This window comes from Haemophilus haemolyticus (genome assembly GCF_003490595.1).
Classification (GTDB): Bacteria; Pseudomonadota; Gammaproteobacteria; order Enterobacterales; family Pasteurellaceae; genus Haemophilus; species Haemophilus haemolyticus_L.
The window spans coordinates 93,858-107,078 of sequence record NZ_QQGY01000006.1 but is presented as its reverse complement, the minus strand read 5'-3'; the positions used below and the strand labels follow the sequence as shown (position 1 = coordinate 107,078).

General features: G+C 37.6%; 12 protein-coding genes. 4 read left to right on the top strand and 8 right to left on the bottom strand.

The genetic code is table 11. The annotated features are described in order from the left end of the window. Positions 1–11 precede the first annotated feature (11 nt). Genes lsgE through DV415_RS05955 form a run of 4 tightly spaced genes read left to right on the top strand, consistent with a single transcriptional unit; the run spans position 12 to position 4,055 of the window. Positions 12–893: a lipooligosaccharide biosynthesis N-acetyl-glucosamine transferase LsgE gene (gene lsgE, locus DV415_RS05970; protein WP_118790430.1), complete on the top strand. Its 882-nt coding sequence runs from the start codon at positions 12–14 to the stop codon at positions 891–893. A 9-nt stretch (positions 894–902) separates the two neighbouring features. Further along, the gene (gene lsgF, locus DV415_RS05965) at positions 903–1,706 is read left to right on the top strand and encodes a lipooligosaccharide biosynthesis galactosyltransferase LsgF (RefSeq protein ID WP_192879099.1); all 804 of its coding nucleotides are present in this window, start codon (positions 903–905) and stop codon (positions 1,704–1,706) included. 8 nt (positions 1,707–1,714) lie between these two features. After that, a complete protein-coding gene (locus DV415_RS05960) occupies positions 1,715–2,803 on the top strand; it encodes a lytic murein transglycosylase (protein WP_118790431.1) in 1,089 nt (362 codons plus the stop codon). A gap of 46 nt (positions 2,804–2,849) precedes the next feature. Continuing rightward, positions 2,850–4,055 carry a glycosyltransferase gene (locus DV415_RS05955; RefSeq protein ID WP_118790432.1) on the top strand — a complete coding sequence of 402 codons (1,206 nt, stop codon included), beginning with the start codon at positions 2,850–2,852 and terminating at the stop codon, positions 4,053–4,055. Positions 4,056–4,777: 722 nt separating this feature from the next. On the opposite strand, the gene DV415_RS05950 is transcribed toward DV415_RS05955, so the two are convergent. From DV415_RS05950 to DV415_RS05915, 8 genes are all read right to left on the bottom strand, one after another. After that, a complete protein-coding gene (locus tag DV415_RS05950) occupies positions 4,778–5,095 on the bottom strand; it encodes a c-type cytochrome (protein ID WP_118790433.1) in 318 nt (105 codons plus the stop codon). 3 nt (positions 5,096–5,098) lie between these two features. Next, the gene (locus DV415_RS05945) at positions 5,099–5,581 is read right to left on the bottom strand and encodes a TlpA family protein disulfide reductase (RefSeq protein WP_118790434.1); all 483 of its coding nucleotides are present in this window, start codon (positions 5,579–5,581) and stop codon (positions 5,099–5,101) included. Next, positions 5,568–6,242 (bottom strand): ABC transporter ATP-binding protein, encoded by a 675-nt coding sequence (locus tag DV415_RS05940; RefSeq protein WP_005636775.1) that lies wholly within the window; start codon positions 6,240–6,242, stop codon positions 5,568–5,570. The genes DV415_RS05945 and DV415_RS05940 overlap by 14 nt, the downstream gene beginning before the upstream one ends. Before the next feature lie 371 nt (positions 6,243–6,613). Continuing rightward, positions 6,614–7,768, bottom strand: coding sequence for an ABC transporter permease (locus DV415_RS05935; protein WP_118790435.1), 1,155 nt, complete (start codon positions 7,766–7,768; stop codon positions 6,614–6,616). Continuing rightward, entirely contained in the window at positions 7,755–9,095 is a 1,341-nt protein-coding gene (locus DV415_RS05930) for an ABC transporter permease (protein ID WP_118790436.1), read from the bottom strand. Before DV415_RS05930 ends, DV415_RS05935 begins: the two co-directional genes overlap by 14 nt. 2 nt (positions 9,096–9,097) lie before the next feature. Continuing rightward, positions 9,098–10,513, bottom strand: a complete 1,416-nt coding sequence (locus DV415_RS05925; RefSeq protein WP_118790437.1) for a Fe-S-containing protein — start codon at positions 10,511–10,513, stop codon at positions 9,098–9,100. Between the two features lie 96 nt (positions 10,514–10,609). After that, positions 10,610–11,131, bottom strand: coding sequence for an iron transporter (locus DV415_RS05920; protein WP_005626197.1), 522 nt, complete (start codon positions 11,129–11,131; stop codon positions 10,610–10,612). 27 nt (positions 11,132–11,158) lie between these two features. Next, positions 11,159–13,066, bottom strand: a complete 1,908-nt coding sequence (locus DV415_RS05915; protein WP_192879098.1) for an FTR1 family iron permease — start codon at positions 13,064–13,066, stop codon at positions 11,159–11,161. Positions 13,067–13,221 lie beyond the last annotated feature (155 nt).

Sequence of the window (13,221 nt, the reverse complement as noted above, 5' to 3'; positions counted from 1 at the left end):
AGGAAGGAGTTATGTTAAGCATTATTGTGCCTTCTTATAATCGAAAAGCAGAAGTGCCAGCTTTATTAGAAAGTTTAACTCAACAAACATCGACTCATTTTGAAGTAATTATTGTGGATGATTGCTCAAAAGAGAGAGTAGTCGTTGAGAAAAGTTATTCTTTCCCAGTTACAGTGATTCGTAATGAAACGAATCAAGGTGCAGCAGAAAGTCGTAATATTGGCGCGCGTGCATCAAAGGGAGATTGGTTGCTTTTTCTCGATGATGATGATCGTTTTATGCCGGAAAAATGTGAAAAAGTATTACAAGTGATTGAGCAAAATCCGAATATTAATTTTATTTATCATCCAGCTAAGTGTGAAATGGTCAATGAAGGGTTTACTTATGTGACTCAACCGATTGAACCTCAAGAAATCTCGACAGAACGTATTTTGTTAGCCAATAAGATTGGTGGAATGCCAATGGTTACGATTAAAAAAGAGATGTTTTTAAAAATAGGCGGATTATCGACCGCACTTCGTTCTTTGGAAGACTATGATTTCTTGTTAAAACTGCTACAAGAGCCAAGTTTTACCCCTTATAAAATTAATGAACCTCTAACTTATTGTACTTTCCATACCAAACGTTCAAGTGTGTCTACGGATACCACTAATACGCAGAAAGCCATTGATTATATTCGCGAGCATTATGTGAAAACGGTAGAGCAAGCTCGTAATTTTGATATTAACGCGAGCTATATTTTGGCTTATCCCCATATCATGAGTTTATCGCGTAAAGCGGCAAAATATTATTTTGATATTTTTAAGAAAACAAAAAGCATTAAGCAATTCATTATTACGTTGGTTATTTTAATTTCGCCAAAATTAGCGATTAATTTAAAACGGTTTATGTAGGAAAATAAAATGAAATTTTCAGTCCTAATGTCCTTATATATTAAGGAAAATTCTCAATTCTTGCGGGAGTGTTTTGAAAGTCTTGTTGCACAAACTCGTCAAGCAGATGAAATTGTATTGGTTTTTGATGGCGGAGTAACGCCAGAATTAGAATCTGTTGTGACGGAATTTGAAACAAAACTGCCATTAAAATTAGTTAAATTGCCACAAAATCGAGGATTAGGCAAAGCCTTAAATGAGGGTTTATTGCATTGTGATTATGACTGGGTTTTCCGTATGGATACCGATGATATTTGCGTGCCTGAGCGTTTTGAAAAACAAGTGGCGTTTATTGAACAGCACCCTGAAACAATTATCTTTGGCGGACAAATTGCTGAATTTGGTGAAAATGTGAATGATATTGTGGCATATCGCAATGTGCCAACATCGGCTCAAGAAATTATCAAATTCACGCAAAAACGTTGTCCGTTTAATCATATGACGGTGGCATATCAAAAAAGTGCGGTCATTAATTGTGGTGGATATGAAGATCTTCAAGAAGATTATTATTTGTGGATCAAACTTGTTGCACAAGGTTTATATGTGGCGAATTTGCCAGATATTTTAGTTTATGCACGAGTTGGAAATGGTATGGTGAGTCGTCGCCGTGGGGTCAATCAAGCCAAAGCGGAATGGCGTTTGTTCAAATTAAAATATCGTTTGGGAATACAGGGTTTGTTATCTGGATTATTTACTTTTGCATTGCGTTTTGGTTCTCGTTTATTGCCAACCTCGTTATTGAAAAACCTTTATCAAACTTTTTTACGTAAATAGGAAATACAATGAAATTAAATATTTTATTTAAAATTTCTGTATTATCGACCGCACTTTTTTTAGTTGGCTGTTCTAGTTCGTCTGATATTAAGCCAGTGGTTAATAGCACCAGTTATACTAAGCAAAGAACGCCAGAAAATTTTAATGATTATGTTCAATTTTTAAAAGGTAAAGCCGCCGCTGAAGGCGTGTCATTATCGGTATTAAATGCTCAAAATAATATTCTCTATATGCAAAAGGCAGTAGATTTAGATCGTGAACAAGCTGGTAAAATTCGTAAAAGAGATACTAACTCCCCTCCAGTGGCTAATCCTAATGGCACTAGCAATTATCTCAATAGAGTACTAACTCAAAATAAAGTGAATGTTGCGACAGATCGTTATTGGGAAGTGCAAGCGCCATTGCAAAAAGCAAGCCAAAAATATGGTGTTCAGCAGGAGTATTTGCTTGCTCTATGGGGAATGGAAAGTAGTTTCGGGCATTATCAAGGCAAATATGATGTACTTTCTGCAGTGGCAACCTTGGCTTTTGAAGGTCGTAGAGAAAAATTATTTACGAAAGAATTTATCTCAGCCATGAAAATGCTTGAAAAAGATCATATTCGACGTGAACGTATGTTAGGTTCATGGGCGGGCGCGATGGGACAAACTCAGTTTATGCCAAGCACTTTCTTACGTTATGCGGCTGATGGAAATAATGATGGCGTAAAAGATATTTGGAAAAACCAATTTGATACTTTCGCTTCTATCGCCAATTATTTGCATACAGTAGGCTGGGATAATACTTTGCCTTGGGGCGTAGAGGTGATGCTTACGCAACCTATTGATTTGAGTTATTCTGGCACAGAAAGCAATAAAGCTCGCTCTTTGAAAGATTGGCAAGCTATGGGGTTAATTTTAAAAAGCACAAATCCACAGGAGCAAGCAAAATTAAGTATACTTGAAAATGCTCAGCTTTGGTTAGTTCGCCCTGATCGTGAAGCGGGCAGAGCATTTTTAGTTTCAAATAATTTCCGTACTATTTTAGATTGGAATAAATCTAATTATTTTGCGTTGAGCATCGGTATGTTTGCTGAACGGATTAGGGATAATTTATAATTAGCTTTTAATTTCATATATTTTATGAAAGGGAATATAGGTAAGTATGTTGAAATCAAATAAAAAAACAATTTGTTTAAATATGATAGTAAAAAATGAGTCTGCAATTATTGAACGTTGTTTGAACTCATTAGTTAATCAGATTGATTATTGGGTGATAGTGGATACAGGATCTACAGATAATACACAAATGATTATCAAGAATTTTATGATGAAACATAATGTTCCAGGAGAATTAATCGAGCGCCCTTGGGTAAATTTTTCACATAATCGAACAGAGGCACTAGAGTTGGCTGAGAATAAGGCGGACTACGTTTTATTATGTGATGCAGATATGGTTCTAGAGGTTATTGATTCTAATTGGAAAGATAAATTAAGTGGTGACTCTTCTTATTTGGTGATTCAAAAAAATAATACGTTAAGGTATCAAAATATTCGATTAATAAATGCTCGATTGAAAGGTAATGACCGATTCCGTTATTTTGGAGCTACACATGAATATTGTGATTCAATTGATGGATTTAATACCCCCGTATCCTTAACCGGTATTGAATTTTTTGATTATACAGATGGTGGTTCCAAAAGTGATAAATTTACACGAGATATAAAGCTTTTAACTGATGAGATAAATCGTCTAAATAGTATTGACAATTCTTTAGATATGAATAAGCAACAACTGATTGAAGAAGGAGTATTGAAAAGAAAAAATCACTTAATTCAACGATGTACTTTTTATTTGGCACAAAGCTGGCGAGATTTAGACGAATATGAGAAAGCATTAGAAACTTATGAAGAACGAGTAAAACTTGGTGGATGGGAAGAGGAGGTTTATTATTCTTTGTTGCAAATTGCTTTACTAAAAATTAAATTAGAGTACTCCTTAGAAGAGGTAACACAAGCTTTCTTAAGTGCCTATGAATATAGACCTAAACGTGCAGAAAGTTTATATTTTTTAGCTCGACATTTGAGATTTAAGGATAAAATTAAGTTAGCTTATATTTATGCATCGGTAGCAGCAAGTATACCTCAAAGTGATGATCGACTTTTTATTAATTATGATATTTATGTTTGGAAAGCAAAAGATGAATTGGCTGTGGCTGCTTACTGGGTTGAAAATTATCAACTTTCTTATGATCTTTGTTTAGAGTTGTTAACTAACTCATCAATTACAGATATTGAAACTAAAAAACGTATTAAGAAGAATTTTGATTTTGCAAAAGAAAAAATAAATCAATTAAGTTTAGTAAATTGATATATAGAAATTGTGACAGAAAGGGATAACTAAATTGCTCTGACTCCAAAAAGTTAGAGATCTAAATCAAGGAGCGAACCCTATAATCCACAGGGCTGCTTGGTTCTTATAGTTTATACTTAGTATGTTCATGATTGTAATAATGAATGTACCCATGAATTATTTTTCGAGTTTCTCAAAAGTATCAAGCTGTTTTTCCTCGTAGCACTTCGTTTTTCACCGCCTAAAGAAACTTTCCATCGTCTCACATCTAAACAATGTCCCTTTCTTGATATGCCTTGCCGAATGCAGTATTTCAACAGGATTTCTTGATATCCTACCATTTAATATTGCCACTCTTGGTCAGTATGTAAAATAGGCGTTGCCCCATTAAACCTTGTTATCACTTATGCCATCATTTGGGTAATTTGCTCAAAACTCGGTCTTCTTGATCAATCATAGGTATATTAAACAAGTTTTTAATTTGCGATAAATACAGCTTATCTTTCTCACATTTAAATTCGGGATAATACGTTTGTTTCTTGCCTAGTATTGATAACCCGTGATTCTACTATGATTAAAATGCACTCGGATGAGAAAATGGTTTTTACTGTGTTGAAGATAAAAATTGATCACCTGTTGTTTTAAGAGGGTATTTAGTCATAAAAAATCTGCACCTTGATCAGTTGATTGTTGAGTTCAACTTTTGGGGTGCAGATCAAAATTGACCGCATTTTGTTTACTTATTTTTTCAATGTCGGCACAAACTCAGACAGCATTTTTATCTCTTCTTCACTCAATCTGCTTTTTATCATGTTGCCTGCACCTTGTATTTTTCCACTTTTACGATCGGAAAGTGCGGTGTAAATTTCCTCTGAATTTAGCGTATTGATAATTCTGGATTGCCCCAATGCTGACTTGTCAGCGGATTTCCCGTGGCAAGTGGCACAGGTTCGTTTATAAAAATTTTCAGCTTGTTCCATATTCACATCAGCCAATACAAATTGGCTGGCGGTGAGTAAACTTAAAGAGAGTAGAGTAGCTTTGTAAATTCGTTTCATGGATTATCCTTTAAATAATTTAGTTAAATCGTCTTCGGGAATTTTGCCTTCATATTTAGCTTGAATGTTTCCTTCAGGGCTAATGACAAATGAAGTTGGCGTGCCAATAAGTTGATAACGTTCAGCGGTAATTTTCATTTGATCTTTAATTACAGGCAAATGAAGTTCACGTTTAGCCACTACGGCTTTGGTGTCCATTTTATCGCTATCCACATTAATCGCAATAAGTGAAACTTTTCCAGGATTCTCTTCTGCGAGTTTTTCAAATTCTTTTAACTCTGCGATGCAACGTCCGCAAGTTTCTGACCAAAAAATAAGTAAGCGTGTGCCTTTCCAATTCTCAAGGTTTGCAGGATTGCCTTGAAGATCATAGGCAGCAATATCAGGAGCTTTTTGCCCCACTGAGGCAACTTCATCTTTACAAGAAACCGCGCCAAAAATAACCGCACTTATGGCAAATAATTTCAATAGTTTATTTGTTCGCATGATTTTCTTCCTTTACAAATTTTCCGTGATGTAAATAAATAACACGATCGGTGAGTTCACCTAATTCTGGATTATGCGTCACCATTACAATGGTGCGCCCTTGTTGATTAAGTTTTGTGAGCAAATCTAAAACCAACGATTCGTTTTGCTCATCTAAATTTCCCGTTGGTTCATCGGCAAAGATAACGGGCGGTTGATTCACTAACGCACGTGCAATGCAAACACGCTGTTGCTCACCGCCTGAAAGTTGGCTTGGGCGGTGATCAATGCGATGACCTAAGCCTACTTGTTCCAATACCGCTTTGGCGGATGCTTCATCAATCACACTGTGATAATGTTGTGCCAGCATCACGTTTTCAAGTGCGGTCAAATAAGGGATTAAATGGAATTGTTGAAACACTAAGCCGATTTTTTCAGCGCGGAAACGTTGGCGACCGACTTCATCTAATTGGGCAGCATCAACGCCATCTAAAATGACTTTACCTTCGCTAGCGGTATCTAAGCCCGTTAAAATATTCATCAGCGTGGTTTTACCAGAGCCTGATGCCCCCATAATGGCAACAAATTCCCCTTGTTTGATTTGAATATTAATGTCTTCCAGCGCGGTCACTTGCCCGAAGCGTTTATATAAATGTTGGGTTTCTATTACAAAGTTGGTCATGGTTTTTCTCTTTTATTATCTAATTTCTTCGTGAATTAAGACTGCCAAATCTCCCCTACCCCTCTTTGCTAAAGAGGGGATTGGTTTTGTGGTTTAAATAAATTGCAACAGGCTCATTTACTTTTATTATTCTCAACTAGCAAAGTTAAGGCTCAGAACTTAAATTTTCTCAATCTCTCTCTTTGCTAAAGATGGATTGGTTTTGTGATTTAAATAAATTGCAATAGGCTCATTTACTTTTATTATTCTCAAATAGCGAAGTTAAATCTCAGAACTCAAAATTTCCTCAATCCTCCCCTCTTTAGCAAAGAGGGGTAGGGGAGATTTGGCAGAAGTAAAAACGAAGAACATAATTTATAAGCGTTTCAGTTTTACTCACCCTTCAACACATTCGCCACATTAATACTCAATGCTCGACGTGTTGGAATAATAACAGCTACAAATGCCACTAATAACGAAAGTACAATCGTAATTGGCAATACAGGGAGTCGCATATCAATATAAGATTTGAATACAGTTATTCCCAATACTTGAGCTAATAAATAACCCAATCCAAGCCCGATAATAATCGCACAAAACGCGATAATTAAAATTTCAGTGCTGATTTGGCTAATGATGTCTAATTTTCTTGCGCCTAGTGCTTTCTGTAAGGCAAATTCTTTGGATCGTTCGCCGACAATGGCAATTAAGGTAGTATTCACACATAAGGTTGCAAGCACCAAAATTACAAGGGAAATTAAGCCCATTAAGCCTTTAATTTTTTCTAAAATTTGACCTTCTGAGGCGGAAACTTTACGGATCGGGCGAGCGGTTAAATCAGGATATTGTTGCATGATTTTTTCGGCAAATTGATCCACTGTATTGGTACCTTGCTCATTTTGCACATTGAGTAATGCATTGTTTGCTACACCTTCTTTATCCAACCAATTTTGTGCAAATTCAACATTTACAATGAGCATATTATCAGTCGCATCACCAGCTTCTACAATTCCTTTAATGTTGAAACTGTGTTTTTCTACGGCATTTTTAGACAGTTGTAGGCTGTCTCCCACTTTCACATGTAATCGTTCAGCGAGGGTTTTCCCGATCATCGCATTGCGATCGTCAAAGTTTACGTTGATTGCTGATCCCGTAATTTGCCAGTAAGGGGCGAGGATTCGCATAGCATCAAAATTTACGCCCATCAGAACAATTTTTTCTAAATCACTGCGTGCAACGCCATAAAGGTAAGGGCTGGCTGCGGTGATAAAACCATCCGGTGCTTTTTGCAAAATTTCATCCAATTCGGCTTGATTCATCATTCCGCCATCAGCTGCACCAATGTAGAAATTTGCGCCGAAAGTACGCAGTTCTTGGCTCATTTTGGTATTGATGTCGAAGTAAACCGCTGCCATTGCAGTGACGATACTTGCTCCCACTGTAAGTGCGGTGAAAATAATGAACACTCGTTGGAGGCGTAATCGCAATGCGCGGAAAATTAATCGCCAGAACATGCTTTGAGTGTTTGCGCTTTTATGCTCTGCCATAAAGCACCTCGACAGGATAAAGTTTAGCGATTTTATGTGCTGGGAACCAAGTGCCAATCATAGCAATAAGAATGGAGAGCACGAGAACACAAGGCACGACGATCCAAGCGAAATCAAGAGGTGCACCGAATAATGTGGCACCGATAAATTTGGCTAATCCCCATCCGGCTAAACAGCCAAATATTCCGCCTGCTAATGCACTTAGCACTGCTTCGCAGTAGAACAGTAAGGTAATTTGCCATTGATAAGCGCCCAGGGCTTTCATTAAGCCTATTTCTTTTGATCGTTCGATAATGCCTGCGCTCATTAAGGAAGCGATACCCATTGCTGCAGCGATTAATGCGGCGAAGGTAACCACCGCCAGTAAGAGTTGGATTTTGCCAATGACTACACCTTCAGAAGCGGCAACTTGCCAAATTGGGCGAACCATTGCGCCAGAAATCGCTTCTTCTAATTGATGGGAAATTGATGAAACATAAGCAGTGCAATACCAACGGTCGTAGGCTTCCGCATCTAGGGCATCAGTATTGGCGCGCGCTTTACGGGAAAGATCGTTTTCTGGCACGGTGAGGGCAGATACACGAACGGATTGTACTTTGCCTTCTAAACCCAGCAAATTTTGTACTGCACTTAGGGGCATCACAAGCTGATTATCTTCTGTTCCACCGGTGCTTAAAATGCCTTTAATTTCTACCGCACTTTGTTGGTTTTCGCCGTTATCGTTTGTGTAGCTTAAGCTAAGTTTATCGCCAATTTTCCAACCATTACTTTTGGCAAGTTGTTCGCCAGCAAGTGCAGGAACTATTTCGCCAAAGTCATTGTTTAAATCATCAACCCATTCACCTTCTACTTTCCAATAAGGACTAATGATTCGTTGCCCTGTGTGGTAATCCTCTTCATCAGGTACGGCGATATTATGATCAAAGAAGGTACCAAGCACATTAATCGTTTTAGGTGATAAAAGTGCGGTGGAATTTTGTGAAGATTTTGTCACTTGCACATTTGCTGAAAGCAACGGGGCAAAACCCACGATATTATTTCGCCAGAAAATATCTTTGATGTTGGGAAGTTCTTTTTCATCTAAAAAATCTTGGCTAGATAATGAAGCACTATGACTAAGTTCATCAGGCAATGCCGCATTGCTGGCTGGCTCCACCAAAATATTGGCACCGTAAGATTTCAGCTCTTTCGCCATTTTGTCACCAATATCAATGGAAACTGCAAGCAGCGCAGAGACTAAGCCTGCTGCTAAGAAAATAGTGATAATGGCGAGTAATTTACGTTTGATACCAAATCGCCAAGATTGAAATAACATTCTAGCAAGCATTGTTATTCCCCTTTTGGATTTTCGTTTTTGTTAATGCCGAGATAGTTATCGGGATTATCGCGGAATAAATCGAGATTTTTTTCGTTCTCAAAGAAATAAGTATGCCCTTCGTGGCTATATTTATATTCAGTTTTAGTGTTTTTGAGTTTGGCGCCACTAATCGGATCTTGTACTTCAATTTCCATAATCGTACTGAATAGATTTAAGCCATCTTCAAGGCTTTTACGAGAAATCACGATTTCATTTTCAGTTTGTTGCCAATTTTCAATAGGTACAGGGTTACAACCGCCTGGTTTACCGATAGATGGAATAAAGAGATGCACGCCACAACCAACACAGACTACTTGATTGCCTTGCATGACATAACCTTGATCGCCGCAGAGTAGGCAAGCATCGAATACTGCCGACATACTGATTTTATTCGGTTGGCGATTGATAATGAAAAAGCGTACGGCTTTGCCATCATCAGCAATCCAAACAAAACGGTGAAGTTTACCGTCCTTAAGTGGCTCTAGTGCTAAATGCACTTCATTTTTGTCATTAAGTTGTACAGGAACCGCTTCAGAAAGTTGTGGTGGTTGAGAAGCAATTTTTTCCCAATAAAGTTGGCTTGCAGCTACAAAAAAAATACCCAATATGCCCCAGAAAATTGTGCGTTTTGACGTTTGTACGAAGGCTAATTTTTTTCGTTTTTCAATAAGATCCTTTTCGGCTTTTGCTTCTCTTAAACGTTTTGAATGTGTTTGAATGGTAAAAATACACAAAACAACGAGCATTAACACAACACAAATGATATTGAGCCAAGCGGTGATTTCCCCTGATTTTGCAACAAAACTTAACCGCACTTTAGTGAGTTCAATGAGTTGTAATTTCATCAAGGTAAGCAATAGTTCTGCTACAAGCGGAAGAATTAAAGCGATAAAAAGTAAAAAACTGAGTGCAAAAAGTGCGGTAGATTTTCCTTGTGTTTTTTGTTGCTGTTTAAGTAAGAAATAGAGCCATGCACTTGAGGCTAAACTAAAGATTACGCCAAAAATGACCGCACTTATATTTAAAATAAAGTCAGTGTTAATAACATCTGTGTTGGTGAGTGCGGTGATGTTTGGATCTTTTGCCCAAGTTGCCCCTGCGATAAGCATTAATGCAAATTGCCAGAATGCGGCAAGGGTTGATGATTTACTCCATTGGCTGATTGCAAAAAGTAAGAAGATAATTAAAAAGCCGATGGTTAGAATAAGATTGCTGGTTTGTCCATTAGGAATGTTTAGTCGTAGGATGACACCCAAAGCCAAGCCAATAAGGCTTAGCCAAATAAGCGTTTTAGGCGAAATGTTGCCTTTTTTGATTGCCCAAGATGCACCGAGTAAAAGCGAAATTGGCAAAAGAGATTGCAAAACAAAAATGAAAAAATAAGTCATAGAAAGAGGATTTTTAAATGGTAGGGTGGGATTTAGCCCACCGTTTTTTCATGTCTGATTGTTAATTGGTGGGCATAAGCCCACCCTACAGCACTATTATTTTAAACCAGTAAATTTAAATTCATAATTTACATCAAATGGTTTCCACCAACGACCCACGCCAGTTTCTTCATCAGTGTGGCGGTGCATACCTGCTTTTGGTGGCGGATCGATATGATAAGTTAATTTGTAGTTACCCACGCCCATCATTTTGATGTTTGCGCCATAGTGTGGGCCATCGCCAGCAACCATTGGCATGAAGGTACCTTCTTGTTTAGCACCAGTATCGGTATTGACTAAGGTATAGTTGATGGTTAAATAAGGCATCCATTCACCTTCACCAAAACCGTTCTTGTTACCTTTCACTGCGTGAATATCTGCTTCTAAGTGAATATCAGATTTTGCTGCTGGTAAGCCCATGCCGCGAGGTTCCATATCCACTGGTTTTAAGTAAACCGCTGCAATTTCCATGTCATTCATGGTAACCGCTTCACCGATTGGATATTCTTGGAATGCGTAAGCAGAAGTTGCTGCAAACATTCCTGCTAATAAACTTGCGCTAAGAAGTGCTTTTTTCATAGTTTCTCTCCTGAGATGAGTTTTGAGTTAATTTGAAACCGCTCTTTTGCTTTGATATTTCATAACAAACAAAGCAAAAATAGCAGCAAGGATTAAGATTGCTTGTGGCACAAGGGTTTCCACATAAGGATAAACACCTAACCACGAGATTTCTGGTACACCGTTAATTAATGTCGGTTCAAACAGTTTACCTTCAATCAGTTCAAGTACAGATTTTCCAGCGAATACAAATGCCATTAAATACATAAATGAACCGGTAAACATAAAGAATGGCTTAAGTGGTAATTTCACTACTGTGTAACGCATCACAAAGTAACAAATCGTCAGTAAAATTACCCCGCAAATAAAGCCAGCAAAAAGATAGGCTAAACTGACCGCACTTTTTGCATCACCAACTAGGGCATAATAGAACAATACGGTTTCTGCGCCTTCACGATATACAGCAAGGAAACTGGTAAGCCATAAGCCGAATAGAGAGCCTGCCGTTAATGCCGTTGAAAGTTTGCCTTCGAGGTAGCGTTTCCAGTTTTTTGCTTCGACTTTAGAAAGCAGCCAGTAACTCATGCTAAACAGCATAAAGACCGCAATAATCATTGTGAAACCTTCAAGCAATTCACGGTTTTGCCCTGAGTTTTCAAAAATAAGTTGGAAGATGAATGCGGTAACTACGCTTGCCCCTAACGCAATATAAACGGATTGGCGAATAACAGGCAATTTATCGTGATGATTGTTTTTCACCATATAAGCCACAATAGCGGCAACGATTAACAACGCTTCTAAGCCTTCACGTAAAATAATAAGCAAGCTATATAAGAACATAGACCAATCACTTTGTTCGCCACCTTGCAATATTTGAACGGCTTTCGCTAAGTTTTGGCTTAAACCTGCAGCTTGTTCCTGTAATTTGTCGCCATTTCCCGCTTTCATCAGGCTGACTAAACGAGTGAAATAACCTTCTAATTCTGCTTTAAAATTGCTATCGCGCGAGCCTACTTTGTTTTCCATACCAGAATTTTCAAATATATCGAAGTAAGTGTCTTGCACCGCAAGCATGGCTTTTTTCGCATCGCCTTGTTCATAAAGGGCAATAGCTTGTTGAATCCGTTGGTTGATTTCAGTTGTAATTTTCGCCCAATCTTGATCTGTAACCTTATCTGAAGTTTGCGCTTGTGATTGTGTCGCTTGAGCGTTTTGTTCATCGCGGGTGGTAGGTAAATTAGGAAGCTGCTCTTCAATATCTTGTAAGAGTTGTGTGCTTTGGTAAGCAATTTCTGTCATTTGATCAGGTTGTTCGCTCAAACGAATCAAATTATAGAATTGTTGATTGATCGCTGCTGAAATTTCAGAAGAGCGGTTAGTTCTAACCGACATTTCCATTTCAGAATTTTTGTATCCGTCATATTGAGCTTGTTGGAATGCTTTTTTAGCATTGGCAAAATCGCCGCTTTCATAAGCGCTAATGGCTTGTGCGATGAAATCATCAATGGTTTTGAAACTTTGTTGCCAATAAGGTTTGATGGCTTGATTATCATAAACGCCGTGCTGACTATCAGCATTGAGTTGATGCCCTTCAACAAGAGAAGGTAAAACTTGCTGTAATTCATTTTTTAAACCGTTGATTTTGGCTTGAACCTCATTCATTGGTTTACCTTCGCCAATCATTTTGCGAATTTCACCAAAAGTAGCTTCCATTTGATAGCTTTTTTGCGCTGAAAAATTAATGCGAATGGGGCCTTCTAAATTTTCAAACACTTCAAAATAGGCCATTTGTACTTCGGTTTTGGCATCATCAATTTTGTTTTCTTTAAGAAGTTGTTCGGTATGATTCAAGCGTTGAGTGATGTCATCAACCCATTTTTGATAGTTATCGGCAAAGACTGCTTGAGAAAATAAAAATAGTAAAGATATGCTGATATAACGTAAAAGGTACGGCATAGAACTAATAACCTTATAAATGAAATCTATTCGTATTTGAAAGATATATCTAATGATAAAAAATCTCAACTATAAATTTGAATTTTTGCTACTTAGATCAAGTTTTATTTGAATATTTAAGATTTTTTAATGGCTGTTGTATAATGCAAGTGTTT

Excerpts from the sequence above, each read along its gene's own strand:
- DV415_RS05935 (WP_118790435.1), bottom strand. The coding sequence starts at position 7,768 with ATGGCAGAGCATAAAAGCGCAAACACTCAAAGCATGTTCTGGCGATTA.
- lsgE (WP_118790430.1), top strand. The coding sequence starts at position 12 with ATGTTAAGCATTATTGTGCCTTCTTATAATCGAAAAGCAGAAGTGCCA.
- DV415_RS05925 (WP_118790437.1), bottom strand. The coding sequence starts at position 10,513 with ATGACTTATTTTTTCATTTTTGTTTTGCAATCTCTTTTGCCAATTTCG.
- DV415_RS05945 (WP_118790434.1), bottom strand. The coding sequence starts at position 5,581 with ATGCGAACAAATAAACTATTGAAATTATTTGCCATAAGTGCGGTTATT.
- DV415_RS05955 (WP_118790432.1), top strand. The coding sequence starts at position 2,850 with ATGTTGAAATCAAATAAAAAAACAATTTGTTTAAATATGATAGTAAAA.
- DV415_RS05940 (WP_005636775.1), bottom strand. The coding sequence starts at position 6,242 with ATGACCAACTTTGTAATAGAAACCCAACATTTATATAAACGCTTCGGG.
- DV415_RS05915 (WP_192879098.1), bottom strand. The coding sequence starts at position 13,066 with ATGCCGTACCTTTTACGTTATATCAGCATATCTTTACTATTTTTATTT.
- DV415_RS05950 (WP_118790433.1), bottom strand. The coding sequence starts at position 5,095 with ATGAAACGAATTTACAAAGCTACTCTACTCTCTTTAAGTTTACTCACC.
- DV415_RS05960 (WP_118790431.1), top strand. The coding sequence starts at position 1,715 with ATGAAATTAAATATTTTATTTAAAATTTCTGTATTATCGACCGCACTT.
- DV415_RS05920 (WP_005626197.1), bottom strand. The coding sequence starts at position 11,131 with ATGAAAAAAGCACTTCTTAGCGCAAGTTTATTAGCAGGAATGTTTGCA.
- lsgF (WP_192879099.1), top strand. The coding sequence starts at position 903 with ATGAAATTTTCAGTCCTAATGTCCTTATATATTAAGGAAAATTCTCAA.
- DV415_RS05930 (WP_118790436.1), bottom strand. The coding sequence starts at position 9,095 with ATGCTTGCTAGAATGTTATTTCAATCTTGGCGATTTGGTATCAAACGT.